At 65.4% G+C, this 25,237-nt stretch carries 30 protein-coding genes and 1 tRNA gene; 12 read left to right on the forward strand and 19 right to left on the reverse strand.

The genetic code is table 11. From position 1 onward, the window contains the following. Positions 1–4 precede the first annotated feature (4 nt). From pstB to phoB, 3 genes are read left to right on the forward strand one after another with little or no spacing between them, the layout of a single operon-like run. On the forward strand, positions 5–787 hold the full coding sequence (gene pstB / locus V6U71_RS11205) for a phosphate ABC transporter ATP-binding protein PstB (protein ID WP_411338554.1): 783 nt from the start codon (positions 5–7) through the stop codon (positions 785–787). Positions 788–812: 25 nt separating this feature from the next. Then, positions 813–1,535 (forward strand): phosphate signaling complex protein PhoU, encoded by a 723-nt coding sequence (phoU, locus tag V6U71_RS11210; protein ID WP_411338555.1) that lies wholly within the window; start codon positions 813–815, stop codon positions 1,533–1,535. Continuing rightward, positions 1,535–2,230 carry a phosphate regulon transcriptional regulator PhoB gene (gene phoB / locus V6U71_RS11215; protein ID WP_054588028.1) on the forward strand — a complete coding sequence of 232 codons (696 nt, stop codon included), beginning with the start codon at positions 1,535–1,537 and terminating at the stop codon, positions 2,228–2,230. Before phoU ends, phoB begins: the two co-directional genes overlap by 1 nt. Before the next feature lie 75 nt (positions 2,231–2,305). Here phoB and V6U71_RS11220 read toward each other — a convergent pair whose 3' ends face one another. After that, a complete protein-coding gene (locus tag V6U71_RS11220; RefSeq protein WP_411338556.1) occupies positions 2,306–2,713 on the reverse strand; it encodes a hypothetical protein in 408 nt (135 codons plus the stop codon). Positions 2,714–2,948: 235 nt separating this feature from the next. Then, positions 2,949–4,310 (reverse strand): OprO/OprP family phosphate-selective porin, encoded by a 1,362-nt coding sequence (locus V6U71_RS11225; RefSeq protein WP_411338557.1) that lies wholly within the window; start codon positions 4,308–4,310, stop codon positions 2,949–2,951. Positions 4,311–4,507: 197 nt separating this feature from the next. On the opposite strand from V6U71_RS11225, the gene V6U71_RS11230 reads away from it, so the two are divergent. Together V6U71_RS11230 and V6U71_RS11235 are read left to right on the forward strand one after the other, a co-directional pair. Next, on the forward strand, positions 4,508–5,410 hold the full coding sequence (locus V6U71_RS11230; protein WP_411338558.1) for an SDR family oxidoreductase: 903 nt from the start codon (positions 4,508–4,510) through the stop codon (positions 5,408–5,410). A 121-nt stretch (positions 5,411–5,531) separates the two neighbouring features. Beyond that, entirely contained in the window at positions 5,532–6,605 is a 1,074-nt protein-coding gene (locus V6U71_RS11235) for a hypothetical protein (RefSeq protein WP_411338559.1), read from the forward strand. Here the strand turns inward: V6U71_RS11235 and V6U71_RS11240 are convergent. The 8 genes from V6U71_RS11240 to eno form a co-directional block, all read right to left on the reverse strand. Continuing rightward, the gene (locus tag V6U71_RS11240; protein WP_054727583.1) at positions 6,583–6,930 is read right to left on the reverse strand and encodes a DUF2794 domain-containing protein; all 348 of its coding nucleotides are present in this window, start codon (positions 6,928–6,930) and stop codon (positions 6,583–6,585) included. The two genes, V6U71_RS11235 and V6U71_RS11240, sit on opposite strands and share 23 nt — an antisense overlap. Further along, entirely contained in the window at positions 6,930–7,640 is a 711-nt protein-coding gene (gene epsC, locus V6U71_RS11245) for a serine O-acetyltransferase EpsC (RefSeq protein WP_411338560.1), read from the reverse strand. The genes V6U71_RS11240 and epsC overlap by 1 nt, the downstream gene beginning before the upstream one ends. A gap of 86 nt (positions 7,641–7,726) precedes the next feature. Further along, positions 7,727–8,302, reverse strand: a complete 576-nt coding sequence (locus tag V6U71_RS11250; RefSeq protein WP_411338561.1) for a hypothetical protein — start codon at positions 8,300–8,302, stop codon at positions 7,727–7,729. Between the two features lie 46 nt (positions 8,303–8,348). Continuing rightward, the gene (locus V6U71_RS11255) at positions 8,349–9,731 is read right to left on the reverse strand and encodes a pyruvate dehydrogenase complex E1 component subunit beta (protein WP_411338562.1); all 1,383 of its coding nucleotides are present in this window, start codon (positions 9,729–9,731) and stop codon (positions 8,349–8,351) included. A 1-nt stretch (position 9,732) separates the two neighbouring features. Then, positions 9,733–10,803 carry a pyruvate dehydrogenase (acetyl-transferring) E1 component subunit alpha gene (gene pdhA / locus V6U71_RS11260; RefSeq protein ID WP_054588037.1) on the reverse strand — a complete coding sequence of 357 codons (1,071 nt, stop codon included), beginning with the start codon at positions 10,801–10,803 and terminating at the stop codon, positions 9,733–9,735. A gap of 139 nt (positions 10,804–10,942) precedes the next feature. Then, the gene (locus V6U71_RS11265) at positions 10,943–11,269 is read right to left on the reverse strand and encodes an FtsB family cell division protein (RefSeq protein WP_411338563.1); all 327 of its coding nucleotides are present in this window, start codon (positions 11,267–11,269) and stop codon (positions 10,943–10,945) included. Positions 11,270–11,361: 92 nt separating this feature from the next. Continuing rightward, the gene (locus V6U71_RS11270; protein ID WP_411338564.1) at positions 11,362–12,822 is read right to left on the reverse strand and encodes an EF-hand domain-containing protein; all 1,461 of its coding nucleotides are present in this window, start codon (positions 12,820–12,822) and stop codon (positions 11,362–11,364) included. 133 nt (positions 12,823–12,955) lie between these two features. Then, positions 12,956–14,230: a phosphopyruvate hydratase gene (gene eno / locus V6U71_RS11275; RefSeq protein ID WP_411338565.1), complete on the reverse strand. Its 1,275-nt coding sequence runs from the start codon at positions 14,228–14,230 to the stop codon at positions 12,956–12,958. Positions 14,231–14,442: 212 nt separating this feature from the next. Between eno and V6U71_RS11280 the strand changes: the two genes are divergently transcribed. The 5 genes from V6U71_RS11280 to V6U71_RS11300 all read left to right on the forward strand — a co-directional run bounded on the left by V6U71_RS11280 (position 14,443) and on the right by V6U71_RS11300 (position 16,476). Further along, complete coding sequence (locus tag V6U71_RS11280; protein ID WP_054727599.1) at positions 14,443–14,988, forward strand: hypothetical protein; 546 nt, start codon at positions 14,443–14,445, stop codon at positions 14,986–14,988. A gap of 6 nt (positions 14,989–14,994) precedes the next feature. Then, complete coding sequence (locus tag V6U71_RS11285; RefSeq protein WP_411338566.1) at positions 14,995–15,444, forward strand: phage holin family protein; 450 nt, start codon at positions 14,995–14,997, stop codon at positions 15,442–15,444. Then, positions 15,444–15,836, forward strand: a complete 393-nt coding sequence (locus V6U71_RS11290; protein WP_411338567.1) for a hypothetical protein — start codon at positions 15,444–15,446, stop codon at positions 15,834–15,836. The genes V6U71_RS11285 and V6U71_RS11290 overlap by 1 nt, the downstream gene beginning before the upstream one ends. Then, positions 15,820–16,176: a hypothetical protein gene (locus V6U71_RS11295; protein WP_411338568.1), complete on the forward strand. Its 357-nt coding sequence runs from the start codon at positions 15,820–15,822 to the stop codon at positions 16,174–16,176. The genes V6U71_RS11290 and V6U71_RS11295 overlap by 17 nt, the downstream gene beginning before the upstream one ends. Before the next feature lie 81 nt (positions 16,177–16,257). Beyond that, entirely contained in the window at positions 16,258–16,476 is a 219-nt protein-coding gene (locus V6U71_RS11300) for a DUF4170 domain-containing protein (RefSeq protein ID WP_411338569.1), read from the forward strand. Positions 16,477–16,506: 30 nt separating this feature from the next. Here the strand turns inward: V6U71_RS11300 and V6U71_RS11305 are convergent, their stop codons facing one another. The 4 genes from V6U71_RS11305 to V6U71_RS11320 form a co-directional block, all read right to left on the reverse strand. Beyond that, on the reverse strand, positions 16,507–16,785 hold the full coding sequence (locus V6U71_RS11305; RefSeq protein WP_411338570.1) for an ETC complex I subunit: 279 nt from the start codon (positions 16,783–16,785) through the stop codon (positions 16,507–16,509). A 190-nt stretch (positions 16,786–16,975) separates the two neighbouring features. Beyond that, positions 16,976–19,441 carry an ATP-dependent helicase HrpB gene (hrpB, locus tag V6U71_RS11310; protein WP_411338571.1) on the reverse strand — a complete coding sequence of 822 codons (2,466 nt, stop codon included), beginning with the start codon at positions 19,439–19,441 and terminating at the stop codon, positions 16,976–16,978. Beyond that, entirely contained in the window at positions 19,438–19,821 is a 384-nt protein-coding gene (locus V6U71_RS11315) for a DUF1801 domain-containing protein (RefSeq protein ID WP_411338572.1), read from the reverse strand. The genes hrpB and V6U71_RS11315 overlap by 4 nt, the downstream gene beginning before the upstream one ends. Before the next feature lie 10 nt (positions 19,822–19,831). After that, positions 19,832–20,845 (reverse strand): polyprenyl synthetase family protein, encoded by a 1,014-nt coding sequence (locus V6U71_RS11320; protein WP_411338573.1) that lies wholly within the window; start codon positions 20,843–20,845, stop codon positions 19,832–19,834. A 108-nt stretch (positions 20,846–20,953) separates the two neighbouring features. Here V6U71_RS11320 and V6U71_RS11325 point away from each other — a divergent pair, with 108 nt between their 5' ends. Continuing rightward, positions 20,954–21,241: a chorismate mutase gene (locus V6U71_RS11325; RefSeq protein WP_411338574.1), complete on the forward strand. Its 288-nt coding sequence runs from the start codon at positions 20,954–20,956 to the stop codon at positions 21,239–21,241. Continuing rightward, positions 21,238–21,930 carry a glutathione S-transferase N-terminal domain-containing protein gene (locus V6U71_RS11330; RefSeq protein WP_411338575.1) on the forward strand — a complete coding sequence of 231 codons (693 nt, stop codon included), beginning with the start codon at positions 21,238–21,240 and terminating at the stop codon, positions 21,928–21,930. The genes V6U71_RS11325 and V6U71_RS11330 overlap by 4 nt, the downstream gene beginning before the upstream one ends. 39 nt (positions 21,931–21,969) lie before the next feature. Here V6U71_RS11330 and V6U71_RS11335 read toward each other — a convergent pair whose 3' ends face one another. The 5 genes from V6U71_RS11335 to V6U71_RS11355 all read right to left on the reverse strand — a co-directional run bounded on the left by V6U71_RS11335 (position 21,970) and on the right by V6U71_RS11355 (position 25,081). Beyond that, positions 21,970–23,274, reverse strand: a complete 1,305-nt coding sequence (locus V6U71_RS11335; protein WP_411342348.1) for a sensor histidine kinase — start codon at positions 23,272–23,274, stop codon at positions 21,970–21,972. 99 nt (positions 23,275–23,373) lie between these two features. Next, positions 23,374–24,039, reverse strand: coding sequence for a response regulator transcription factor (locus V6U71_RS11340; RefSeq protein WP_054727617.1), 666 nt, complete (start codon positions 24,037–24,039; stop codon positions 23,374–23,376). A 110-nt stretch (positions 24,040–24,149) separates the two neighbouring features. Beyond that, on the reverse strand, positions 24,150–24,461 hold the full coding sequence (locus tag V6U71_RS11345; protein ID WP_411338576.1) for a hypothetical protein: 312 nt from the start codon (positions 24,459–24,461) through the stop codon (positions 24,150–24,152). Between the two features lie 101 nt (positions 24,462–24,562). After that, positions 24,563–24,637: transfer RNA gene (locus V6U71_RS11350), tRNA-Val, on the reverse strand. Positions 24,638–24,808: 171 nt separating this feature from the next. After that, positions 24,809–25,081 (reverse strand): HU family DNA-binding protein, encoded by a 273-nt coding sequence (locus tag V6U71_RS11355; RefSeq protein WP_054588053.1) that lies wholly within the window; start codon positions 25,079–25,081, stop codon positions 24,809–24,811. Between the last annotated feature and the right edge of the window lie 156 nt (positions 25,082–25,237).

A 25,237-nucleotide genomic window follows, 5' to 3' on the forward strand; every position in this document is an offset into this window, starting at 1 on the left:
CACAATGACCCAAGACGATCTCACTATCGCCGATCCCAAGATGAAGGCGCACGGCGTCGACGTCTTCTATGGCGAGAAACAGGCGATCAAGGATGTGTCGATCGACGTCGGCACCGACCTCGTCACCGCCTTCATCGGTCCGTCGGGCTGCGGCAAGTCGACTTTCCTGCGCTCGCTGAACCGGATGAACGACACCGTCGCCAGCGCCAAGGTGACCGGCCGGATCGAGCTCGACGGCGAGGATATCTATGCACCGTCGATGGACGTCGTGCAGCTTCGCGCCCGCGTCGGCATGGTGTTCCAGAAGCCGAACCCCTTTCCCAAGTCGATCTATGACAATGTCGGCTATGGCCCGCGCATCCACGGCCTTGCGCCGTCGAAGGCCGAGCTCGACGTGATCGTCGAGCGCGCGCTGATCCGCGCCGGCCTGTGGGACGAGGTCAAGGACCGGCTCGGCGAAAGCGGCACCGCCTTGTCGGGCGGCCAGCAGCAGCGCCTGTGCATCGCGCGCGCGATCGCGGTCGACCCCGAAGTCATTTTGATGGACGAGCCCTGCTCGGCGCTCGACCCGATCGCCACCGCGAAGATCGAGGAGCTGATCCACGAACTGCGCGGCAAATATGCGATCGTCATCGTCACGCACAATATGCAGCAGGCGGCCCGCGTGTCGCAGCGCACCGCCTTTTTCCACCTCGGGACGTTGGTCGAATATGGCAAGACCACCGATATCTTCACCAACCCGCGGCAGGAACGCACCAAGGACTATATCACCGGCCGTTACGGCTAAGCCCGGCCGAAAAAGGACGAAGTAGATGGCAGTTACCAACGATCACACCGTCAAGGCCTTCGACGAGGATCTGAACCGCCTGCGCGGTCTGATCAGCGAGATGGGCGGCCGCGCCGAACAGGCGCTGCTCCAGGCGATGAACGCACTCAACAACGGCGACCTCGACCTCGCGGCGCAGGTCGTGCGCGACGACAAGAAGATCGACGCGCTCGAAGCCGAGGTCGAACAGCTTACGGTCCAGACGATCGCGCTCCGCGCGCCGATGGCCGACGACCTGCGCGAAATGATCGCGGCGCTGAAAATCGTCTCGGTCGTCGAGCGGATCGGCGACTATGCGAAGAATATCGCCAAGCGCGTCGCGCTGATGGACCCGACGCGCCAGATCGAAGCGATCCCGGTGCTGATGTCGATGTCGTCGGCCGTTGCCGAACTGGTGCACGACGCGCTCGACAGCTTCGCCGCGCGCGACCCCGAACTCGCCGTACGCGTCACCGTTCGCGACAAGAATGTCGACGATTTCTACAACAGCATTTTCCGCACGCTCGTCACCTTCATGATGGAAAATCCCAAGCACATCACCGAAAGCGCGCACTTGCTGTTCGTCGCCAAGAACCTCGAACGCATGGGCGACCATGCGACCAACATCGCCGAGATGGTCTATTATGTCGTCACTGGCGAGCGGATGGAGGAGCGTGAACGCGGGGAGACCCCCGAAGGCGCCGCGTCGGCGGAGCAGGAGCAAGGCTGATGCCGCAGCCCGACCTGCTGCTGATCGAGGATGACGAGGCGATCGCCGAACTCATCGTCTGGCACTTCGCCCGCGAAGGCTTTTCGGTCCGCCAGACCCCCGACGGCGAACAGGCGCTGGTCCTCGTCGAGGAACGCGTCCCCGATATCGTCCTGCTCGACTGGATGATCGAGAGCCTGCCGGGCATCGAGGTCTGCCGGCGCCTGCGCCGCAACCCCAAGTCGGCGAACGTGCCGATCATCATGCTCACCGCGCGCGGCGAGGAAGAGGACCGCATTCGCGGCCTCGAAACCGGCGCCGATGATTATGTCACCAAGCCGTTCAGCCCGCGCGAACTGGTCGCGCGCGTCCAGGCGGTGCTCCGCCGCCTGCGCCCCGCGCTCGCCGGCGAGATGCTGAGCTATGCCGACATCGAGCTCGATTCGGTCGCGCACAAGGTGGTGCGCGCCGGCCAGATCGTCGCGATGGGCCCGACCGAATTCCGCCTGCTCCGCCATTTCATGGAGCATCCGGGCCGCGTCTTCTCGCGCGGGCAGTTGCTCGACAGCGTCTGGGGACAGGACAGCGACATCGAACTCAGGACCGTCGACGTCCATATCCGCCGCCTGCGCAAGGCGATCAACCTGCCTGGCACCGCGGATATCATCCGCACCGTGCGTTCGGCGGGCTATGCGCTGGATGCCGGCAAGGGTTGACGCCATGCCCTATTTTGCGGTGGCTGGATACGACCGCTTGATACAGGGGCCGGACCGAGGCGGCTTATCCCACATTCACTTCTGGTGAATGGTCTTCAACCATTCACGGGACCCGATAGCGGCAAATACCGCTTCTTTGGGAGCGGCGCCGAGCGGCAGCGCGATCACCGCTTCCGTGCATGTCCCGCCAATATATATGCGCTCGCCGGCGAGCCCGTTATCGACCAAAGACCTGCGTGTCATCGCAAGCAAAACATCCGGCGCATGCTGCGGCGGCGATGCCGTGGAGCAAAGATAAACCGCCCCGTCGGGGATCAGCCTCACCGTTTCGATGACGTTGGAGAGCACCCGTGCGCGATCCTCCTCACTGCCGTCCGGCCCGTATCTCAGATAGAAAGGACCGTTGGCAACAACATCGGCTGACGCGAACGAACATTGCGCCAGCCCTGCAACGAATAGAGATAGAATTCGCAACGAGCGCATAGCTCGTCATTGTCCAAAATTTATCCCGCAGCAACGTCCGATTTCGGCCCTGGATGCTGCTGCGGTCGGATATATTTGGGTAGGAAGCGCCCTTACCCCGGTTCCTCTTGTGTCGGACGACTTCGAGACACCATCGACATGGCGAACAGCCAAGCGGCGTCTCGATTGCGCTCGACGCGAACGGCGAGAGGCGCGAAGTGTAGCGCCGTCCGAACCCCGGACGGCGCCCACCCGATCAGAAATCGACCTGCGTGCGCAGCCCGAACACGTCGGCCGAATAGTCGCGGTCGCCGGTCGCGCTGGCGATCGCGGCGTCGTTGATCTTCACCCGGCCGTAGTTGGCGGTGATCCGGATATAGTCGATCGGCGCCCACACGACGCCGATCAGCGCGGTGCGCTGGCGCCCGCCGATAATTCCGCCGTCGTTGAGGTCGAGATGGTCGTAGCGCGCGTTGATCTCGATCGCGCCGATGCCGCCGTCGGTGATCGGCTTTGCCGGCTTCAGACGATCGAAGGCGCCATCCTTGTAGCCGCGGCTTTCGCCCGTCAGCACAAAGCCCGCTTCGGCATAACCGCCGAAGAAGGTCGGATCGGTGTCGCCCGTCCGCCGCATCGTCTGCCAGAAGCCTTCGCCCGCGGCATGGAACGGCCCCGAAACGATCGCGGCCTCCAGCCCCATCCCGCGCTCGCCGCTTGCGCCGAGGGCGCGCGTATCGACAAGGCGCAGGTCGGTGGTGTGCGCGAAAGGCCGCGACCGGTAGCGCAGCGTCGCCGCCGGGTCGTTGAGATCGCGCCAATGCGCCGAACCGCCGAGATGGAGCTGCGTGTTGCCGAATTTCGGCATCCAGACGACGCGGCCGTCGACGCCGATGCTGTTGTTCGCATCGTCGAGCAGGTCGTTGGCATTGTCGCCGAACACGCCCGCCTGCACCAGCACCGCCTTGCCCTTATATTGCGTCGACAGGCCGACCCGACGCTCGAAACCGAAGGCCTGGGTAAAGGCCGCACGTTCGGTGAAGCTGGTGAACAGGTCGCTGGTCATATCGTCGAGCGACGAAAAGGGCTTGAGCTGACCGGCGGTGACCGACAGCGGTCCGGGGCCGTAGGTCATATAGACATCGGTCAGTTCGACCGAGCTGTTCGCGATATCGGCTTCGACGCGATAGGAAAAGCCGCCCGGAATCTTGCCGTCGACGCCCAGATAGACACGGCGAAATTCGGTCTTGAGCCCGCCGCGCGCGCCGGTCACCCCGTCGGGGGCGTCGATGCCCGCGAGGTCGAGCTGGATGCGGCCACGCGGCTTGAAGCTCCAGCCGTCGGCGGTCTTGATCTCGGGCGCGCCCTTCCAGCTGATTTCGGTCGCGGGCTTCGCAGTCACTGCGGGGGCGGCGGGAGGGGTCGGTACCGGAGCGGAAGCGGGCGCCTGCCCGGTTGCGGCGTCGAGCCGCGTTTCGAGCGTCTGGACCTGCGCCTTCAGCGCGGCGAGTTCGGCGCGCAGCGCGGCGGCTTCCTCGGCGCTCATCGCCTGCGCGTGGGCGAGCGTCGGGACGCCGAGCATCGAAGTGCCCAGCAGGGCGGCAGTCAGGAAGGAACGCATGGTTGTTGCTCCGTTGCGAAAGGGTGACAAACTCGGGGCGCTGTTATGACCGGTTCATGACAGATGCACGTCAATTGGATGACATTTTTGTTTCACAGATCGATTTTCACACCCCCTTGCCAGCGAAGTGCGAACGGTTAAGGACGTTCCGGTTTTTCGGGCAACCTTTCACGGGGCGCCCCTTCCGGGAGACCATCATGACGATCAAATTTGACGGGCGCGTTGCTATTGTGACCGGCGCCGGCGGCGGGCTCGGTCGCGCCTATGCGCTCGAACTCGCCCGGCGCGGCGCGAAGGTGGTCGTCAACGACCTGGGCGGCGCGCGCGACGGCACCGGCCATTCGGACGCCGCGCTGCAGGTGGTCGAGGAAATCCGCGCCGCGGGCGGCACCGCCATGTCGAACGGCGGCAGCGTCACCGAATATGAGCAGATGGTCGAAATGGTCGCCAAGGCGAAGGAAGAATGGGGCGGCGTCCACGTCCTGATCAACAATGCCGGCATCCTGCGCGACAAGAGCTTCGCCAAGATGGAGCCCGCCGATTTCGACCTGGTGCTGAAGGTTCATGTGTCGGGTAGCGCCAATGTCACCAAGGCATGCTGGGACATCATGCGCGAACAGGCCTATGGCCGCATCCTGATGACCGCGTCGTCGACCGGCCTCTACGGCAATTTCGGTCAGGCCAATTACGGCGCCGCCAAGCTCGGCCTCGCTGGGCTCACCAAGACACTGCACCTCGAAGGCGCGAAGTATAACATTCGTTGCAACACGATCGCGCCGGTCGCCGGCACGCGGATGACCGAGGACATCTTCCCCGCCGAGCTGTTCGAGAAGTTCACTCCTGAAAATGTCGCGCCAGCCGCGCTCTTCCTCGTCAGCGAGGATGCCCCGACGAACATGATCGTCGGCGCGGGCGCCGGCGCGTTCCACGCCGCCTATGTCACCATGACCCCCGGCGTCGCACTTTCCGAAGACGAGCGGACCCCCGAAGGCGTTGCCGCCGCCTGGGAGAAGATCATCGACCGCAACGGCGAAACCGTTCCGCAATCGGGCAGCGAACAGTCGATGGCGGTGATGCGCGCTCTCCAAGCACTGGGCTGACGATAGACCCTCCCCGTCGCGAAGCGATGGGGAGGACATAGCGCATCACTGTATTGACACACCAATACGCCGATGGCATAACATCTTCGGGGCAAGGGGATCGGACAGAAGGACGACCCCGATGTATAGTGAAAGCGACCTGCAAGCCGCGGTCGATGCGAACGTCTTGACGCCGGAGGCCGCAGCGGCATTCCGGTCGCATATCGCGTCGGTTCGCGCCGCGCCCGGGGCGGATGAGGAATCATTCCGCCTGATTACCGGCTTCAACGATATTTTCGTCAGCATCGCGGCGGTGATCCTGCTCGTCGCGGTCGGCTGGATCGGCGCCTCGATCCATCCCGCGCTCGGCGGCGCCTTCGTCGCCGCGTCGGCGTGGTTCCTTGCCGAATATTTCACCCGCCAGCGCCGCATGGCGCTGCCCAGCATCGTCCTCGTCCTCGCCTTTTCGGGCGGCGTCTTTGCGACGATGGTCGGTTTCCTGGTCAAGCATGGCGAGAATATTTTCGGCAGCAATCCGGGCGACACGGTCGGGGCGCTGCTGGTCGGCGGCATCGCGCTCGTCACCGCCGCGGCGACCTGGCTGCACTGGAAGCGCTTCATGGTGCCGATCACCGTTGCCGCCGGAACCGCAGCGTTGGCCGCGACGGCAGTCGCGCTGGTGCTCGCGGTGACCGGCGTACCGAGCCCCGATGGCACCCTGCCGATGATCCTCGTGCTGATCGCCGGCCTCGGCGTCTTCACCCTTGCCATGTGGTGGGACCGCAGCGACCGCGTGCGCCAGACGCGGCGCAGCGACGTCGCCTTCTGGCTTCACCTGCTCGCCGCGCCGATGATCGTCCATCCGATCTTCCACCTGCTCGGCGTGACGCAGGGCGACGATATCGGCAGCGGTGCGGCGATCCTTGTCGTCGGCATCTATATCGCTTTCGGGCTCGTCGCGCTGGCGATCGACCGCCGCGCGCTGCTGGTCTCGGCGCTCGCCTATGTACTCTTCGCGATGACGCAGCTCTTCAACACCTTCGGCGCGGTCGAGCTCAACGTCGCGCTGACGGCGTTCGTCATCGGATCGGCGCTGCTGCTGCTGTCGGCCTTCTGGCAGAATGCGCGGGCTGCGGTGGTCGGACTGCTGCCCGAAAATCTGGCCAACCAGTTGCCGGCGACGGCGCGGCCGGTCAGTCCCCAACCAGCTTCATAAGCTTGCGTTCGACGGGGGCGAGCACATTGGAAAGCTCGTCCCCGCGTTTAAGGATCGCCCCGGCTTCGGAGACAAGGGCCCACATGCCCTGCCGGCTCCGCAAGGCGGGGCGTTTTTCGATGCGATATTCGGGCCGCTCGGCGGTGCGGCGAAAGGCCGAGAAGATCGCGGCGTCGCGGTGGAAGTCCATCGCATAGTCGCGCCAGTGCCCCGCCGCGACCATGCGGCCATAGAGGTCGAGGATGCGCAGGAGTTCGGTGCGCTCGAAGCCGGTCTGCTGCGGTGCCGCCCGGTTCGCGAACGGCAGAGGCGTCACCGTTCCCATCAGGCGCTATTCCGGCTCCCTTTGCGCCGCGGCGCCTGCTCTTCGGCAACCTCGCGCTCGGCAAGCAGCGCCGAGAGTTGCTTCTGCATCTGTTCGAGCTGGCATTGCAGCAGTTCGACCTTCTGCGTCGCCGGGTCGAAAGTTTCGCTGCAGGGCGTGCCATAGGGCACGAATTCGCGCGCATATTCGGTCGCGTCGAGCAGGGTAGAGCGCGCCGGAATGCCGACCATCACTGCGCCTTCGGGCACGTCTTTCGTCACCACCGCATTGGCCCCGACGCGCGCGCGCGCGTTGACGATGACGGGGCCGAGAATCTGTGCGCCCGATCCGACGATGACGTCGTCGGCCAGCGTCGGATGCCGCTTGCCCGCGATGCCATTGGCGGGATCGGTGCCGCCCAGCGTCACGCACTGATAGATGGTGACATTATCGCCGATCTCGGCGGTCTCGCCGATCACGGTAAAGCCATGATCGATGAACAGGTGGCGGCCGATCTTCGCGCCCGGGTGGATGTCGATCGCGGTCAGCCAGCGCGAGAAATGATTTACGAAACGCGCGAGGAAGAACAGGTCCGCCTCGAACAGCCAATGCGCGATACGGTGCATCCCGACCGCCAGCAGGCCCGGATAAAGAAGGATTTCCCAACGCGAACGCGGCGCCGGATCGCGCGCCTTGATCGAATCGAGATAGGCGATCAGCCCGTTGAACATGCAGATGTCCCCTGCGACCCTATTTCTGTACCGGGCAAGATAGATGTTCGACGGCGGCATTTCCACCCCCGAGCGCGTTTTAATCGTCAGCGCCCGAACAGGCCGATACGGAGCAGTAACAGGCCTTCGCTGCGCCAGCGCCGCTCGCCATCGCGCGCGGCGATGGCTGCCGCCCAGCGGTCGAGCATCAGCAAGGCCTTGTTATCGCTGAAAGACCGAGCTTGCGGCGCTTTCTCGTTTCGCGCATCGGCGAACAATTGCCTGGCATCGGCGACGCTTTGCTGAAGCCCCGCGCCCCACAGCAAACCCCAGCGCGCGCCGCCTTCCCCGCCCGACAGCGCGAACAGCGCTTCGCCGAACGCCGCTGCCGCAGCCTTCGACGCCGCATCATCCTCGGCAAGCAGCATCGCCTCGGCAGCATCGACCAGCGCGTCGAGCCCGCCCTTGCCGACCCATGTCGCCTGCAGTTCGGCAAGCAGCGGCTCGCCCTTGGGTAGCGCCGCGGGGTCGCTCGCGAGCAGCGCCATCATGTCGCGCCACCAGGCGAGCTTGATCTGGCCGATCAGCGGCTCGCGCGCATCGTGCAGCAATCTGGTCAGCCGCTCGGCGAGCGCCCACAGCGCAGCGATGGCGGGGCGCCTCTCGCGAGGCACCGCCACCATCACGCGCGGATCGCGGATGTCCGGATAGGCGGCCGTTTCCGGCGCGTCAGGCGCGATTGCAGACAGCCTTCACCGCCGCGATGACGCGCGGCGTGTCGACGAGCGCCGCCTTTTCGAGATTGTGCGCATAGGGCAGCGGCACATCCTCGTTGCACACGCGCATCACGGGCGCATCGAGATCGTCGAAGCCATGCTCCATCGCGACCATCGCGATTTCGCTCGCGATCGAACAGGTCGGCCAGCCTTCCTCGACGACGACCAGACGGTTCGTCTTCCTGAGGCTGGCAAGCACCGTCACGGTGTCGAGCGGACGCAGCGTGCGCAGATCGATCACCTCGGCATCGACCCCCTCTCCCGCCAACGCATCGGCGGCCTCGAGCGCGAACCCGACGCCGATCGAATAGCTGACGATGGTGACATCGCTGCCCGCGCGCATGATCCGCGCCTTGCCGATCGGCAGGACGAAATCATCGACTTCGGGTACCTCGAAGCTGCGGCCGTAGAGCAGTTCGTTCTCGAGGAACACGACCGGATCTTCGGTGCGGATCGCCGCTTTCAACAGGCCCTTGGCGTCGGCGGCGTCATAGGGCGCGATCACGATCAGACCGGGAACGCTGGCATACCAGGGCGCATAATTCTGACTGTGCTGCGCGCCGACACGCGCCGCGGCGCCGTTCGGGCCGCGGAAGACGATCGGACAGCGCATCTGACCGCCCGACATATAGTTGGTCTTCGCCGCCGAGTTGATGATGTGGTCGATCGCCTGCATCGCGAAGTTGAAGGTCATGAATTCGATAATCGGCCGCAGGCCGCCCATCGCGGCGCCGGTACCAAGCCCGGCAAAGCCATATTCGGTGATCGGGGTATCGACGACGCGCTGTGCGCCGAATTCCTCGAGCAGCCCCTGCGTGACCTTGTAGGCGCCCTGATATTCGGCGACCTCTTCGCCCATCACGAAGACGCGGTCGTCCTTGCGCATCTCCTCGGCCATCGCGTCACGCAGCGCCTCGCGGACGGTGAGCTTCGCCATCGCGGTGCCTTCGGGGATCGCGGGATCGGCGGCGCGTTCGGTCGCGGCGGGCTTCTCCGCCACGGGCGCGGGAGCCGGCGCCGGAGCCGGCTCCGCGGCCTTGGGCTCCTCGGCGGGCGCCGGTGCAGGCGTGGCCGCAGGTGCCGCTGCCTCTTCGCCCTCGCCCGTGATCGTCGCGATCACGGTGCCGACCTTCACATTGTCGGTTCCTTCGGCGACGAGGATCTGTCCGACCGTGCCTTCATCGACCGCTTCGAATTCCATCGTCGCCTTGTCGGTCTCGATTTCTGCCAGGATATCGCCCGACTTCACCGTGTCGCCTTCCTTGACGAGCCACTTGGCGAGCGTGCCTTCTTCCATCGTCGGCGACAGCGCCGGCATCTTCAATTCGATGGCCATCTCAATATTGCTCCACCAGCACGTCGGTATAAAGTTCGTGAAGTTCGGGTTCGGGCGCGCTTTCTGCAAAGTCGGCCGATTCCGCGACGATCTGGCGGATTTCCTTGTCGATATCCTTGATCTTGTCTTCGGTGATCCCGGCGTCGACCATCAGCTTCTTGAGATGCTCGATCGCATCCGACTTGTCGCGCACCGCCTGCACTTCCTCGCGGCTGCGATATTTGGCGGGGTCGGACATCGAATGGCCGCGATAGCGATAGGTTTTGAGTTCCATCAGCACCGGCCCCTTGCCCGCGCGCACCCATTCGAGCGCCGCTTCGGCGGCACCGCGCACCGCGAGCACGTCCATGCCGTCGACCTGCATGCCCGGGATGCGGAAGCTTTCGCCGCGGCGATAGAGCTGGTCCTCGGCCGACGAGCGGTTGACCGACGTGCCCATGGCGTACTGGTTGTTCTCGATCACGAAGATGATCGGCAGCTTCCACAGCTCGGCCATGTTGAAGCTTTCATAGACCTGGCCCTGGTTCGACGCGCCGTCGCCGAAATAGGCCATGGCGACTCCGCCGTCGCCGCGATATTTGTGCGCAAAGGCAAGCCCGGTGCCGAGCGACACCTGCGCGCCGACGATGCCATGGCCGCCGTAGAATTTATGCTCGACGCTGAACATGTGCATCGAGCCGCCCTTGCCGCGCGAAATGCCCGCGGCGCGCCCGGTCAGCTCGGCCATGATCACCTTGGGATCGATGCCGTAGGCGAGCATGTGGCCATGGTCGCGATAGCCGGTGATGACGCTGTCCTTGTCGCCGTCGAGTGCCGATTGCAGGCCGACCGCCACGGCTTCCTGACCGATATAGAGATGGCAGAAACCGCCGATCAGGCCGAGGCCGTAAAGCTGCCCGGCCTTTTCCTCGAAGCGGCGGATCAGCAGCATCTCGCGGTAGAATTTCTCGAGTTCTTCCGGCGTGGCGTCATAGGGTGCGGGATCGCGCGGGGATTCGCGATTGGTCGCGGGAGCTGGGGTGGAAGCGACTTTTTTTGGCGCGGCAGTCTTGCGCGCAGGTGCTTTGGCCAAGGGAGGTTTCCTTTGCATTTAGCCGTTACGGCAAGGCTCCCTATAGGACCGCCATGTCATGCTTGGCAACGCCCCCGAACGGCGGCGCGCCATTGTCTTACGTATGCAGCAAAATACGAAAAACTACCCGTAGCAGCGCTCAGGGTTTCGCGTCGGGTTCCATCGGAATGATATATTCGTCGGGGTGATAGGCGCCGAGCTTTTCGCGCACATATTCCTCGGCCAGATCGGGATCGACCCGGCCGCGATCGAGCAGGTTGACGCGGTTCTGCAGCTCGTTCTGCTTCTTGGTCAGTTCGGTCAGCACGACGCGCTTCTTTTCGACCGACTGGCCATAATCGCCCCAAGCATAGAGCCCGGTCGGGCCGAAGATGATATAGCCGATCATCGCCAGCACCGCGATCACCGCCACCGCGGGGCCGACGGCCCGGTTCATCGATTTGCGGAATTTGTGGCGCTGCGTCATTTCGGCCCTTGAATCAGAGTTGATTCGTGGCGTCAAGGCGTCATTGCCCGTCTCTCCACAGCATCCCGACGAAATATGCGCAGCCTCCGCCGCTATTGCGACGAACGACACCTCGTACCACGGGACTCGCCGCTATTTTCGTTCACGATGCAACTGTGCCCCTGATCGCCTGGCGCAACGGGTACGCCCTTCGAGAAAATCAACGTCATCGAATGCGCCCCACCCATGCTGGGCGGCATATGGGCTATAGGCCGCAAAACACGAAATACGTCACTTTTTTCGCGTTTCACCGCGCCCGAACCGACGAGTTGCGAGATTCCCATCTGGCTCGGAAGCACGAGATATTTTTCGACCTTCGATTTCGAAACGACCTGCCCCGGATCGACCCTTACCAGCCCCGCCGGCCAATAGCGTACGGCGTCGGCCCAAGTCGCTGCATCGAACCCCTTCGGCACCGCAGCGTCCGTCTCCCGGGCCGATGCGATCTGCCCCGACGGCAGGGAAATGCCCTGCGGCGAATAGGTCGCGAACACCGCGTCAGGCTCGCGCTGCAGAGAGGACCGGATCGAGGCGAGCGACCTTTGGGCATCGGGCTCGCCGAGCTGGCTGAAATAGTTCGGGCATCCGGCCGGCGCGATCTGCACCTTGTCTGCCGAAACGCCGGTCACCCCCGAGGCCGATGTTCCGCCCGGCGCTGCCTTCAACGAAGACGCCACCACCTGGCGCACCCGGCCGGTCGCGCCGCGCAGCCGCCAGATCATCGATTCATAAGAGGTCAGGATCAAATAAAGCGGCCTCGAACCCGGCTCGATCGTCACGTCGATCAAATTGGTCTCGCTGTCCTGGCCGCCGATCACCGCCGACGAAATGGCCTGACCGTCATAGGTGCCAAAGACAAGCAGCTGCGCATCGGGCGGCAATGCCGCAAGGTTACAGATCGGAGCATTGCGTGCCGTCCGAATTTGCTGCACGCGATCCACGATTTGAGCATATTCGTCCTTCGACAGCGTCCCGTCGCCGTCGCTGTCGACGCGTTTGAACAATTGTTCGGCGCGCGCGATCAATTCGACCGCAGTCAGCTTGCCGTCGCCGTCCGGATCCAGCGCCAGAAAGCCGTCGAACGAACGGTCGCGGCGGCCACTGGGTTCGCGGTCCGCCGCTTCGCGCAAGGTCACGACGCCATCGCCGTCGGCGTCGTAAAGCGCCATCATCGCGGCAGCCTCCCGCGACCGCTGATCGGCGTCGCGGCCCGCCCCCCGTTCGATTTCCGCACGCGTCACGCGAAAATCGCCGTCATAATCATATGACAGGATCTGCTGGATGTTCCGCGCACGCTCCTGCGTTTCGCCCTGCAACCGCTGAAAATCGATATCGGCCCGGTCGAGGCCGTCACCGTCCCGGTCGATCGCTCGAAGGCGGCTCACCACCTGTGCGGTATATTGTTCGATATGGGCGCCGGGGTTGAGCCCTTCGGCCAGCGGTTCGGCGATTTCAGCCGCGCTGTTCTCTTGCGCAGCCTTCGCCACCGCAACCACGACCACCGCGGTTGCCATCGCCGCCGCGCCCGCTGCCAGAGCTCTTTTACCTTTGACCCACATGCAGCTTTACCCCTGCCAAACCGGCCGATGACCGGCCGGCCGATTTATCAGCGCGGGGTTAACGCATGCCTATCCGCGATCCATCCCATCAACCGAAAATCGCCGCTCCCGGATAGCGCGCCATGTCGCCCAGTTCTTCCTCGATGCGGATGAGCTGGTTGTACTTGGCGAGCCGGTCCGAGCGCGCGAGGCTGCCGGTCTTGATCTGACCGCAGTTGGTCGCGACCGCAAGGTCGGCGATGGTCGAATCCTCGGTCTCGCCCGAGCGGTGCGACATGACGGCGGTGTAGCGCGCGCGGTGCGCCATATCGACGGCGTCCAATGTTTCGGACAGCGTGCCGATCTGGTTGACCTTGACGAGCAGCGAGTTGGCGAGGCCGTCCTTGATGCCCTGCTCCAGCCGCAGCGGGTTGGTGACGAACAGATCGTCGCCAACGAGCTGGCACTTGTCGCCGACGAGGTCGGTCAGCGCCTTCCAGCCGATGAAATCGTCCTCGCTCATGCCGTCCTCGATCGACTTGATCGGGTAATCCTTGACGAGCGCGGCAAGATAATCTGCCATCTGTTCGGGGCTGAGCGACAGCTTCTCGCCGCTGATCTCATACTTGCCGTTCTTGAAAAATTCGGTCGCGGCGCAATCGAGTGCAAGCACGACGTCGGTGCCAAGCTTGAAGCCTGCCTGGTCGATCGACGCGGCGATGAAGTCGAGCGCATCGCGCGTCGAAGCGAGGTTCGGGGCAAAGCCGCCCTCGTCGCCGACCGCGGTCGCGAGGCCCTTCGCCGACAGGCCCTTCTTCAGCGTGTGGAAGATTTCGCTGCCCCAGCGCACCGCCTCGGCGATGCTGTCCGCGCCGACGGGCATGATCATGAATTCCTGCACGTCGATCGGATTGTCAGCATGCTCGCCGCCGTTGATGATGTTCATCATCGGCACCGGCAGCGTGCGCGCCGAAACGCCGCCGACATAGCGGTAGAGCGGCAGGCCGCGCGCGTCGGCGGCGGCCTTCGCGGCGGCGAGGCTGACGCCGAGGATCGCGTTGGCGCCGAGGCGGCTCTTGTTCGCCGTGCCGTCGAGGTCGATCATCGCCATGTCGATTTCGCGCTGGTCTTCGGCATCGAGGCCGATGAGCGCTTCGGCGATCTCGCCTTTCACCGCCGCGACCGCCTTGGTCACGCCCTTGCCGAGATAACGGCCCTTATCGCCGTCGCGCAGTTCGACCGCCTCATGCGCGCCGGTCGACGCACCCGAGGGTACGGCGGCGCGGCCGAAGCTGCCGTCCTCGAGCAACACGTCGACTTCGACGGTCGGATTGCCGCGGCTGTCGAGGATTTCTCTGCCGTGGATGTCGATGATGGCGGTCATGGATGTCGTCCTGCTGGCGGGCGCGAACGGCCCGGTGGGAAAGGCGCCCGCCTGTTATCGACGGCTTGCCGCTAGTGCAACCGTTCGATCGGGCGTGCAGGAATTTTGCTGGGCTATGGAACCATTGGGCGCGCCTTGCTATATATCCAGACAGGACCAAAGGGGACGTTTGCGAATGCAGCGCCCGACATAAGAAGAAGAGGACAAAGCCGATGGCCAAAGCCGCTACTCCCGCGACGAAGAAAGTTGCAGCTCCCCGTCCCAAGGCGCCCGCGAAGGCAGCCGCCACCAAGGCCGCGCCCGCGCGTAAGCCCGTCGCCGCGAAGGCCGCCAAGGATCATCCGATCCGCGACCAGATCGCCGCGACGCGCGATACCATCAAATCCGAAGCATCGAAGAAGGCCGCCTCGCTGAAAGACGAAGCGACGGCGCTGAAGAACCAGGCCTCGGCGAAGGCGCGCGACGCCGCGACGAAGGGCAAGGACAAGGCCGCCGAAGCCGTCGGCAGCCTCGCCAAGCTGCTCGAGGACAGCGCCGGCACCGTCGATACGAAATTCGGCAAGCAATATGGCGACTATGCCCGTTCGGCCGCCTCGACCGTCGCCGGCCTTGCGACGACGCTCGACAAGAAGGATCTCGACGAGCTCGCCGCTTCGACCAAGGATATGGTCAAGAAGAACCCGGCGATCGCCGTCGGCGCCGCCACGGTGATCGGCTTTGTCCTTGCCCGCATGCTCAAGGGCTCGAACAACGGCTGATCCGACTTGCCCTCTCCCGATCATGACACCCCGCCTTCCCCGGATCAGCGCAGCTTTGACGGCATAAGTCACGGCTACGCCCCCGGCGGGCGGCCGATCACGCCGCCGCCGGTGCCGCTCGAAAAGATCGTCGGCGACGTCGTCGACAATCTGCAATCGGCGGCCGAGGCCGAACTGACCCTGCTCAAGGCGCGCGGCGCGCTGGCGTACCACGGCGTTGGCTGGACCTCGGCGTGGGGCTTCGTCGCCGCGTGCGCGTTGCTTGTCGCTATGCTGGCGCTAGCGTTCGGCGCGATCCTCGTGCTTGCCCAGCATATCGGGCCGTTGCTCGCGACGCTGATCGTCTTTGCGGTGCTGCTGGCGATTGCCGCCTTTGCCGGATGGCGCGCGCGCCTCAGCTATGGCGACGTCAAAGCGGCATTTCGTGACGATCTGCTGGCGGAGGGAGACGATTGATGCGCCCTTCACGGACCCGCCTGATCAACGCCGCGCGGCGATCGATGATCGAACGTGCCGAATTGCGCCGCAAGCTGGGGGTGGCCGGCAACGCGTTCAAACCCGGCGCATTGCTCAGCCGCGGCAAATATCGCGTCGGCGAAAAGGTCGACGATGCCGCGCATGCGGTTCGCAAGGAATTTCAGAGCAACCGCCTGCCCATCGCGCTCGCCGCAGTGGCGGGCGTCGCGTGGCTGTTTCGCGAACCGATCAAGGAACATGTGCCCAAACTCGGGCGCAAAATACAGGAACTCGCGGCCTCGGTCGCCGACCGGCTGCACCCCGGTGACGCCGAACCAGCCGATGACGACGATATCGAGATAGTGGAGGACGATGATGAAGCCGCTCAGTGAAACCGCCAGCGACGCCCGCGCCAAAGCGAGCGAACTTGCCGAGAAGACCGCCGAAAACGCCCGCGCGACCGCCGAGGCGGCAAAGGCGCGCATCCAGGACGGTTATGGCCGCGCGCGTGCCGCAACCGGCGAGCTTGCCGCAAAGGCAAGCGAACAGGCCGAGGTCGCCCGCGAAGCCGCGGGTCAGGCTTATGAGAAAGGCAAGGTGCAGGCCAAGCGCGCGGGCAGCAAGCTCAAGACGGTGGCCGAGGAACAGCCGCTGGCATTGCTCGCCGGCGCGGTCGCGGTCGGGGCGCTGCTCGGTTCGTTGCTTCCCAAGGGCCGCAAGAACGAGGACTGAGGCGGACTTGCCGGAATGGCGCTGCACTGGTAGGGGCCGCGGCTTCTCCCCTCCCCGGCGCTAGCCCGCAAGGAAAGCATCATGAGCAAATTGCATCTCGTGTTCGGTGGACGCGTCAGCGATCCGCAGACGCTCGACTTCGTCGATCTCAGCAATCTGGACGTCGTTGGGCTGTTCCCCGACTATAAGTCCGCCGAAAAAGCGTGGCGCGCCGCCGCGCAGCGCACCGTCGACGATGCCGAGATGAAATATGTCGTCGTCCATCTGCACAAGCTGCTGCAGCCGGACAGCGAAGCCTGACGCCAGCGGCCCTTCGGGGCCGTTGTCATGTCAGCGAAAATTGTCGGCGTAAGCCTGGATCTTGAGCGTCCGCACCGGCGTCGCCGTCACCTCGACCTCGATGCCGTTTTTCTCGGCATAGGCGAGCGCCTCTTCCTGCGTCGCAAAGCCCAGCCGCAACTGGCGCTGCGTGTCGCCGCTACCGGCCCAGCCCATCAGCGGGTCGGCCTTGCGCGCTTCGGCAGGCGCGAATTCCAGCATCCAGCGCTGCGTTCCCGCGCGCCCCGACTGCATGGCATTCTTGGGCTTCTGGAAAATACGCGCTTTCATCGGGTCGTCCTGATCAGGTGGCTGTGCCGCCGCCTTAGCGCCAAGCCCTTCCAACGAAAAGAGGGAAAGCCCCGGTGCAATCCTTTCCATCGTCACCCCGGACTTGATCCGGGGTCCATTTGCGCCGGCGCTGGAAGAATGGATCCCGGATCAAGTCCGGGATGACGAAGATTTGGACGGATTGGGGCAGCTATTGCGCGTCGCGGCGTGCCTGTGCAGCTTTGGTCATCAGCGTCGGACGCGCATTCGCCGGGTCGTCGGGCCAGCTATGCTTGGGATAGCGCCCGCGCATCTCCTTCGCGACCTCCGCCCAGCTACCGCTCCAGAAGGAGGCGATGTCGCGCGTCGTCTGGATCGGGCGATGCGCGGGCGACGTAAGCGCGAGGACGAGCGGCACCGGGGGATCGCCGATCAACGGATGACGCGCGAGCGAGAACATCTCCTGCGCGCGTACGGCAACCGTCGGGCCGCCGTCGGCGCCATAATCGATCGCGTGGCGGCTGCCCGCCGGGGTCGCATAATCGGCCGGTGCCAGCTTCTCGAGCAATTGCCGCGCCGGCCAGTCTAGCAGCCCGGTCAGCGCGTCGGCAAGCCGCTGGTCGCCGATGTCGCGCAGCCCGCGCGATCTTTCGAGCAACGGCGCGAGCCAGATGTCGAGACTGTCCGCGAGCGCCGGCGCCGAGAGCGTATCTAGCCCGGCGAAGGACGCACGCTGGCGCAGCGCGTGCGAAGCAGGTCCCCAACCGAGGAGCCCGAGCCCCTTGTCGCGCACCGCGGCGAGACGCACCGCGACATCGTCTTCGGCGCCCTCGCTGCGCCCCGCCTGTCCGCTCGCCAGCGCGATGGCGCCGAGCCGGCGTTCGCGGCGATGGTCGACCCGGTCGGTCGCGGCGTCATAGCTGCTGGCCTGATGCGACACGACCTGTCCGGCGAAAATGGCCTCAACCTCGGCGCGGTCGATCGCCGCCGCCGCGAGGATGCGCACCCCCGCAGCATGGCCCTGCGCATCGGCAATCGCGAGCCACTCGCTGCCCGCCAGCGGGTCGAGCGGATCGATACGATAGGCGCGCCCGCCGACACTCAGATAGTCGCCGCGCTGGCCCGCCCGCGCACGCGCCACCCGGTCGGGCCAGGCCGTCGCGATCCAGCCGCCGACCGAACGCGTATCGATGGCGGCTGTATCGGCCGCCAGCTTTTCGCCGATTCCGGCCAGTCGCCGCGCGAGCCGCCAAGCCCCTTCGGCGCGGTCGCCCTTCGACCCTTTCCAGCGCGCGAGCCGCGCCTCGACATCGACACCGCGTCCGCCGAGCCCCGGTTCGGTGAGCAGCACCGCCAGCCGCGCCGCCAGTTCGCCTTCGCCCGCGCGCGCGGCATCGAGCAGCATATGCGCGAGCGGCACCGGCAGCGGGATGGCGGCGAGCGCCTTGCCGTGCGCGGTGATGCGTCCGTCGGCGGTCAGCGCCCCGATCGCCTGCAGCCGCGATTTCGCTTCGGCGATCGCGGCGGGCGACGGCGGGTCGAGCCAGCCGAGCTGGCGCGGATCGACGATGCCCCAGCTCGCGCAATCGAGCACGACGGGCATCAGGTCATTCTCGTGGATTTCGGGCGGGTCGAACGGCGGCATGCCCGCGGTCGCGGCCGCTTCCCACAGGCGATAGGCGACCCCCGCCCCCTGCCGCGCCGCACGCCCGGCACGCTGGGTGGCCGACGCCTGGCTCGCACGTTCGGTGACGAGGCGCGCGATGCCCGCCGCCTTGTCGAAGCGCGGGCGGCGCGACAGGCCGGCGTCGATCACGATCCGCACGCCCTCGATCGTCAGGCTGGTTTCGGCGATGCTCGTCGCAAGGATCAGCTTGCGCCCGCCGCCGGGATCGCGGACGAGCGCCTTGCGCTGCATGGCGGGATCGATCTGGCCATGCAGGCGATGGACGACGAGCGGCAGGCGCGCATCCTCGACGGCTTGCGCGGCGCGTTCGATATCAGCGGCACCGGGCAGGAAGGCGAGCATGTCGCCCTCACCCTCTTCGGCAAGCGCCTGCCGCACCGCGCCCAGCACGCTTGCCTCCAGCCGGTCCTCGGCGCGGCGACCGACGTGCCGCAGTTCGAGCGGCCAGATCTTGCCCTCGCTCCGCACCACCGGCGCATCGCCGAGCAGCGCCCCGAAGCGCGCACCGTCGAGCGTCGCCGACATCGCGACAAGGCGGAGGTCGTCGCGGAGCCCCTGTTGCGCGTCGATCGCCAGCGCCAGCGCGAAATCGCCGTCGAGGCTGCGTTCATGGACTTCGTCGAACAGCACCGCCGACACGCCGGCAAGTTCGGGATCGGCGAGGATGCGGTTGCGGAACAGCCCCGGCGTCATCACGAGCAGGCGCGTGTCCTTCGACTGTTTGCTGTCGAGGCGGGTCGCATAACCGACCGGCCCGCCCACCGCGACGCCCATCTCCTCGGCAATCCGTTCTGCCGCCGCGCGCGCGGCGAGGCGCCGCGGCGACAGCAGCCAGACCTGCCCCTTGCACCACGGCTGATCGAGCAGCGCCGGGGCGACGCGCGTCGTTTTGCCTGCGCCCGGCGGCGCGACGACGACGGCATTGGGTTTCAGTACCAGCGTCGCCATGATGTCGGGGAGCACGATATCGATCGGCAGCGGGATCGTCATGCGCGGGCCGCCGGATTGCCGAGTTCGGCGTTGAGCCGAAAGGCTTCGGAAGCAAGCTGCGTCACCATAGCGGGCGACACTTCGGTCGCCGGGGTTAGCACCAGATTACCAAGCTCGTATTTTCCGCTCGCTTTGATCCGCGGTTCGATGTCGCGGAGCCGCTTGCCGCGCCAGAAGCCGAGCAGGACGCGATGTTCTTCGGCGCGGATCAGGATGCACGGACCATTCGCCAGAAAGACGAGATTGGTCCATTTGATCGCTTCCTCGAACGGCGCCGCGGCCATGATCGCGGCGCGCATCGTCTCGCAGCGATCGCGCTGCCAGCCCGACAGCGCGGCGATATAGGCATCGGGGCTTTCGGCGGCCGGCCCCATCGTCATCGCGCCGGCCTCAATAGGCGCGCGCGACCGCGAAGGCGACCGCTTCGGTGAGCGCCGCTTTCGCCTGGCTGGCGCGGAAGCCGCCGATCGCGTCGACCGCGCGCTGGCCATAATGACGCGCCCGCGCAAGCGTGTCTGCGATCGTGTCATGCTTGCGGAGCAGGCTGGTCGCGAAAGCAAGATCCTCGTCCGACGTGCGATGACCGACGATCGCCTGCTTCCAGAACTCGCGCTCTTCGGCGCTGCCGCGAGCATAGGCGAGGATGACGGGCAGCGTGACCTTGCCGTCGCGGAAGTCGTCGCCGACGCCCTTCCCCATCGTCTCGGCGTCGGAAACATAGTCGATCGCATCGTCGACGAGCTGGAAGGCGATGCCAAGGTTGCGGCCATAGGCGTCGAGCGCCGCTTCGGTGGCTTCGTCGCGCTCGGCCACGACCGCCGCGATCTTGCACGCCGCCGCGAACAGTTCGGCGGTCTTGGCGTTGATAATCGCGAGATACTGGTCCTCGCTCGTCTCGATCCGGCGCTGGGCCGAAAGCTGGTTGACCTCACCCTCGGCGATCACTGCCGAGGCGCGGCTCAAAATCTTGAGCACCTTCAGCGATCCGTCCTCGACCATCACCTCGAAGGCGCGGCTGAACAGGAAATCGCCGACGAGCACCGAGGCGCTGTTGCCCCAGATGAGGTTGGCGGTTTTGCGGCCGCGGCGGAGATCCGATTTGTCGACGACATCGTCGTGGAGCAGCGTCGCGGTGTGGATGAATTCGACCGCGGCGGCGAGCTTGCAATGGCGGCGGCCGGGGTAGTCGAGCAGCTTGCCGCAGGCGAGCGTCAGCATCGGCCGCATCCGCTTGCCGCCGCCGGCGATCAGATGGCCGGCAAGCTCCGGAATCAACGGGACTTCGGACTGCATCCGGTCGAGAATGACCGAATTCACCTCGTTCATATCGGCGGCGACGAGCGCCATCATCGGGTCGAGCGAGGGCGGCCGGTCGCCGTGTAGCTGGTGGATTTCCGCAGTCATGACGTGGGCCGCCTTGGCGCCGCGGCCGCTATTTTGCAACGACTTTCGGCTTGCCTTGCAGCCCTGCGCGGTGCCAAGCGTGCCAGGCACAAGAGGAGCCGCGCACCCATGGACGACCAACTGAGCCGCTATCGCCAGAGCATCGACAATATCGACGCGGCGCTCGTCTATATGCTGGCCGAGCGGTTCAAGGTGACCAAGGCGGTCGGCGAACTCAAGGCAAGGGGTGGCCTGCCGCCCGCCGACCCGGCCCGCGAGGAACGGCAGATCGAACGGCTGCGCGACTTGGCGCGCGACGCCGATCTCGACCCCGAATTCAGCGAGAAATTCCTCCGTTTCATCATCGACGAGGTGATCCGCCACCACGAGCAGGCGAAGCGGGAGAATGGCGCATGAGCACGCATCCGATCTTCGACCGCTGGCCCGCCGAATATCCCGACCGGTTGCAGCTTTTTTCGGCCCCGACGCCGAATGGCGTGAAGGTGGGTATCATGCTCGAGGAAACCGGCCTGCCCTATGAGCCGCATCGCATCGATATCATGGCGAACGAAAGCCACGATCCGGCCTTCCTCGCGCTCAATCCCAATGGCAAGATCCCGGCAATCTACGATCCCGACGGGCCCGACGGCAAGCCGCTGGCATTGTTCGAGTCGGGGGCGATCCTGATCTATCTCGCCGACAAGAGCGGACAGTTCCTGCCGGCCGATGCGGGCGCGCGTTACGAAGCGATCCAGTGGGTGATGTGGCAAATGGGCGGCGTCGGCCCGATGTTCGGACAGCTCGGCTTCTTCCACAAATTCGCCGGCAAGGATTATGAGGACAAGCGCCCACGCGATCGTTACGCGGCCGAATCCGCGCGGTTGCTCGGCGTCCTCGACGACCGGTTGGCGAGCCGTGAATGGGTGATGGGCGACGATTACGGTATCGCCGATATCTCGCTGCTCGGCTGGGTGCGCAACCTGATCGGCTTCTACGGCGCGCGTGAGATCGTCGGGTTCGACCGGTTCGGGAATGTCCAGCGCTGGCTCGATACCGGGCTTGCGCGGCCTGCGGTGCAGCGCGGGCTGGAGGTCACCGCCGCCTGAAACATTCGGGTCGATGATCGGTCGGCGAGCGCCGAGCAATTAACCCGCCGGCAGCCGGAGCCGCACCAGCAGCCCGCCCAGATCCTCGCTCTCTTCGAGCGCGATGCTGCCGCCATAGATTTCGGCGACGTCGCGGACGATCGCCAGCCCCAGCCCCGTACCCGGCTTGCCGCTGTCGAGCCGCACGCCGCGGTCGATGACGCGATCGCGGTCGGCGAGCGATATCCCGGCGCCATCGTCCTCGACCAATACCTCGGCCATGTCGCCGTCGCGCTGGATGGTGACGAAAACGCTGCCGCCGCCATATTTGGCGGCATTCTCGAGCAAATTGCCGACCAGTTCGTCGAGGTCCTGACGCTCGACCCGCGCGACGATTGTCTTGTCGCCCGCGACATCGAGCCGCACGTCGGGATAGAGCGCCGCAACGGCACGCGACACGCTGTTCGCGCTGTCCCAGACGACCGCGCGCGCCTGTGCCGCCCCGCGCCGACCGACGGCACGTGCACGCGCCAGATGGTGGTCGACCTGCCGCTGCATCGTCGCCGCTTCGCGCCGCACCGTGTCGGCAAGCTCCGAGTCCGAACTCGTCGCGCTGTTGACGAGGACGGTGAGCGGGGTCTTGAGCGCATGCGCGAGATTGCCCGCATGCAGCCGTGCTTCTTCCGCCTGTTTCTCGTTATGCGCGAGCAAAGCATTGAGTTCGTCGACCATCGGCTGCACCTCGAGCGGCAGCGGTGCGGTGACGCGCCGGTGATGGCCCCCGCGCATCGCCGCGATCGCGCGGCGGATGTGGCGGAGCGGCCACAGGCCGTAGAAGGTCTGGAGGGCAGCGAGAATGATGAGCCCGAGCCCGAGCAACGCCAGGCTGGGGATCAGCGTCGCGCGCACGGCGCCGACCTGCAGGTCGAGTGCCTCGCGCGACTGGGCGATCTGGTACCGCCAGTTCACCTTGCTCCCCGGCAACAGGACATTGCGTTCGAGCACGCGCAACTCCTCGTCGGGGAATTGCGTGCTGTCGTAGGTGTGAATTTCATCGTCGATGTGCGGCGTCGGCGCCTTCAGCGAGCGTTCCCACAGCGAACGCGAGCGATAGGGCTCCTGCTCGCCGCCGCTGATCTGCCAGTAAAGCCCGCTGTAGGGCTCAAGGAAGCGCTGGTCGCCGAGCGGCTCGATCAGCCGTACCTCGCCGTCGGGGCCGATTTCCGACGAGCGGATCATCGCGATCAGCACATATTCGAGGCTCGAATCGAAATTCCGCGTAATCGCGCCGGTCAGCACCCGGTCGAGCGCAAAGCCGCCGCCGATCAGCAGCACCGAAATCCACAGCGCGGCGATCGCGATCATCCGGCGCGCCAGCGAGCCGGTGATACGACTGGTCAGCGCCGCGGGTTTCGCCGCCTCGGTATCGGCTGCGGGGGCCGGGGCGTCGGCCTCGGCCATCACTTAGCCCTGCGGATCGTCGAGCTGGTAACCGAGGCCGCGGATCGTCGTGATGATGTCGGCGCCCAGCTTTTTGCGGATCCGGGTCACGAACACCTCGATCGTGTTCGAATCGCGGTCGAAATCCTGATCGTAAATATGTTCGATCAGCTCGGTCCGCGACACAACCTTGCCCTTGTGATGGAGCAGGTACGACAGGAGCTTATATTCCTGCGCGGTCAGCTTCACCGGCGCGCCGTCGAGCGTCACCCGGCCCGAGCGCGTATCGAGACGAACGTCGCCCGCGATGAGTTCGCTCGATGCATTGCCCGCGGCGCGGCGGATCAGCGCACGCAGGCGGGCGATCAGTTCCTCGGTCTGGAACGGCTTGGCCAGATAGTCGTCGGCGCCAGCGTCGAGCCCTGCCACCTTGTCCGACCAGCTGTCGCGCGCGGTCAGGACAAGCACCGGGAAATTGCGCTTTTCCTTGCGCCAGCGGTCGAGCACGGTGAGCCCGTCGATCTCGGGCAAACCGAGGTCGAGGATCGCGGCGTCGTAGCTTTCGGTCGAGCCCAGGAAATGCCCGTCCTCACCGTCGGTCGCGAGATCGACGGCATAGCCGGCGCCCTCCAGCGTCGCCTTGAGCTGCGGGCCGAGCGTGGGTTCGTCTTCGACAATCAAAATCCGCATTCAGGCGCCTTTCCTCTGCGCACCGGACCGGCCGGCCGCTATGTTTCGACTGTGTATCAAGTCCGGACGGTCATCGCAAAATCTCGTTGCGATGGCGCCCGCTGGGAATGTCAGGGTTTGCGTCCGACGATCCGGCCGGTGCGGGCGTCGACATAGACGACGACGACCTGGCTGCCGTCCATGAACTTCAGCGCATAGATCATCCGGCGCGCATCGAATTGCGGTCCGCCGAGATAGGTCATGTCGCTATAGGGCGGACGCGATTTCACATCGGCGATCAGCCGGCCGAGCGGGATCACCTGCCCCTGCGCCGCGGCTTCGCGCAGATTGTCCTGGTCGCGGTCGCCGCGCGCGGCCGCGGGTGCCCCTGCGGTGAGCATCAGTGCCGAAGCAGCGGCGGAGAGGATGAGCGTGCGGATCATGCCCCGATACCTAGTGCGAACGCATTGAATAGGTGATGAATGGCCGGGTCAGCCCCTGTTTTGTTTCGGCGTTCCGGTTTCGGCCATGGCCCCCGGGGCCATGGTGGGCGCGACAGGGATTGAACCTGTGACCCCACCCGTGTGAAGGGTGTGCTCTACCGCTGAGCTACGCGCCCGTCCGGTGCCGACCGAAGTCCGGCGTCCGAAAGCCGGACGTCCATAGCCGCTGCGGCGATGATTGCAACGGCCTTTGCTCGATCTTCACGCACAAACAGGTCCGGCACATGCAAATCGGGCCGCAGCAGATGCCGCGGCCCGAGATGTTTTTCACCAGAAGGTGCCAGCAATCAGTTGCAGGCGTCCTTGAGGGCCTTGCCGGCCTTGAACTTCGGCTGGTTCGATGCCGCGATGGTCATCGTTTCGCCGGTGCGCGGGTTGCGACCGGTCGATGCCTTGCGTTTGCTGACCGAGAACGTCCCGAAACCGACCAGACGGACTTCGCCGCCCTTCTTCAGTGCCGCGGTGACCGCGTCGAAAACGGCTTCAACCGCCTTGCTCGCATCACCCTTGGTAAGGCCGCTCGAGTCAGCGACGGTGGCGATCAGGTCTTGTTTGTTCATGCCTCAGGAACCCCTGCAGATGGTTGGTTAAAATGATTCATGGCCCGAAGCCATGGCGCGCCACTAACGCTGTTTGCCCCTGCCTTGTCAAAGCAAAAAACCGCGAAAAACGCCCCAAAATGACGTTTTTGCGACGAAAAGCCGCCCGGACTGAGA

The organism is Sphingopyxis sp. J-6, from assembly GCF_046603995.1.
Lineage (GTDB): Bacteria > Pseudomonadota > Alphaproteobacteria > Sphingomonadales > Sphingomonadaceae > Sphingopyxis.

Coding starts and splice junctions, on each gene's coding strand:
- eno (WP_411338565.1), bottom strand. CDS start 14,230: ATGACCGCCATCATCGACATCCACGGCAGAGAAATCCTCGACAGCCGC.
- V6U71_RS11330 (WP_411338575.1), top strand. CDS start 21,238: ATGAGCACGCATCCGATCTTCGACCGCTGGCCCGCCGAATATCCCGAC.
- V6U71_RS11235 (WP_411338559.1), top strand. CDS start 5,532: ATGTATAGTGAAAGCGACCTGCAAGCCGCGGTCGATGCGAACGTCTTG.
- V6U71_RS11325 (WP_411338574.1), top strand. CDS start 20,954: ATGGACGACCAACTGAGCCGCTATCGCCAGAGCATCGACAATATCGAC.
- epsC (WP_411338560.1), bottom strand. CDS start 7,640: ATGTTCAACGGGCTGATCGCCTATCTCGATTCGATCAAGGCGCGCGAT.
- V6U71_RS11230 (WP_411338558.1), top strand. CDS start 4,508: ATGACGATCAAATTTGACGGGCGCGTTGCTATTGTGACCGGCGCCGGC.
- V6U71_RS11315 (WP_411338572.1), bottom strand. CDS start 19,821: ATGACGATGGGGCCGGCCGCCGAAAGCCCCGATGCCTATATCGCCGCG.
- V6U71_RS11265 (WP_411338563.1), bottom strand. CDS start 11,269: ATGACGCAGCGCCACAAATTCCGCAAATCGATGAACCGGGCCGTCGGC.
- V6U71_RS11340 (WP_054727617.1), bottom strand. CDS start 24,039: ATGCGGATTTTGATTGTCGAAGACGAACCCACGCTCGGCCCGCAGCTC.
- V6U71_RS11295 (WP_411338568.1), top strand. CDS start 15,820: ATGAAGCCGCTCAGTGAAACCGCCAGCGACGCCCGCGCCAAAGCGAGC.
- V6U71_RS11305 (WP_411338570.1), bottom strand. CDS start 16,785: ATGAAAGCGCGTATTTTCCAGAAGCCCAAGAATGCCATGCAGTCGGGG.
- V6U71_RS11250 (WP_411338561.1), bottom strand. CDS start 8,302: ATGGTGGCGGTGCCTCGCGAGAGGCGCCCCGCCATCGCTGCGCTGTGG.
- hrpB (WP_411338571.1), bottom strand. CDS start 19,441: ATGACGATCCCGCTGCCGATCGATATCGTGCTCCCCGACATCATGGCG.
- V6U71_RS11355 (WP_054588053.1), bottom strand. CDS start 25,081: ATGAACAAACAAGACCTGATCGCCACCGTCGCTGACTCGAGCGGCCTT.
- V6U71_RS11220 (WP_411338556.1), bottom strand. CDS start 2,713: ATGCGCTCGTTGCGAATTCTATCTCTATTCGTTGCAGGGCTGGCGCAA.
- V6U71_RS11335 (WP_411342348.1), bottom strand. CDS start 23,274: ATGATCGCGATCGCCGCGCTGTGGATTTCGGTGCTGCTGATCGGCGGC.
- V6U71_RS11320 (WP_411338573.1), bottom strand. CDS start 20,845: ATGACTGCGGAAATCCACCAGCTACACGGCGACCGGCCGCCCTCGCTC.
- V6U71_RS11290 (WP_411338567.1), top strand. CDS start 15,444: ATGCGCCCTTCACGGACCCGCCTGATCAACGCCGCGCGGCGATCGATG.
- V6U71_RS11225 (WP_411338557.1), bottom strand. CDS start 4,310: ATGCGTTCCTTCCTGACTGCCGCCCTGCTGGGCACTTCGATGCTCGGC.
- phoU (WP_411338555.1), top strand. CDS start 813: ATGGCAGTTACCAACGATCACACCGTCAAGGCCTTCGACGAGGATCTG.
- pstB (WP_411338554.1), top strand. CDS start 5: ATGACCCAAGACGATCTCACTATCGCCGATCCCAAGATGAAGGCGCAC.
- V6U71_RS11280 (WP_054727599.1), top strand. CDS start 14,443: ATGGCCAAAGCCGCTACTCCCGCGACGAAGAAAGTTGCAGCTCCCCGT.
- V6U71_RS11300 (WP_411338569.1), top strand. CDS start 16,258: ATGAGCAAATTGCATCTCGTGTTCGGTGGACGCGTCAGCGATCCGCAG.
- V6U71_RS11270 (WP_411338564.1), bottom strand. CDS start 12,822: ATGGCAACCGCGGTGGTCGTGGTTGCGGTGGCGAAGGCTGCGCAAGAG.
- V6U71_RS11240 (WP_054727583.1), bottom strand. CDS start 6,930: ATGGGAACGGTGACGCCTCTGCCGTTCGCGAACCGGGCGGCACCGCAG.
- V6U71_RS11255 (WP_411338562.1), bottom strand. CDS start 9,731: ATGGCCATCGAATTGAAGATGCCGGCGCTGTCGCCGACGATGGAAGAA.
- phoB (WP_054588028.1), top strand. CDS start 1,535: ATGCCGCAGCCCGACCTGCTGCTGATCGAGGATGACGAGGCGATCGCC.
- V6U71_RS11345 (WP_411338576.1), bottom strand. CDS start 24,461: ATGATCCGCACGCTCATCCTCTCCGCCGCTGCTTCGGCACTGATGCTC.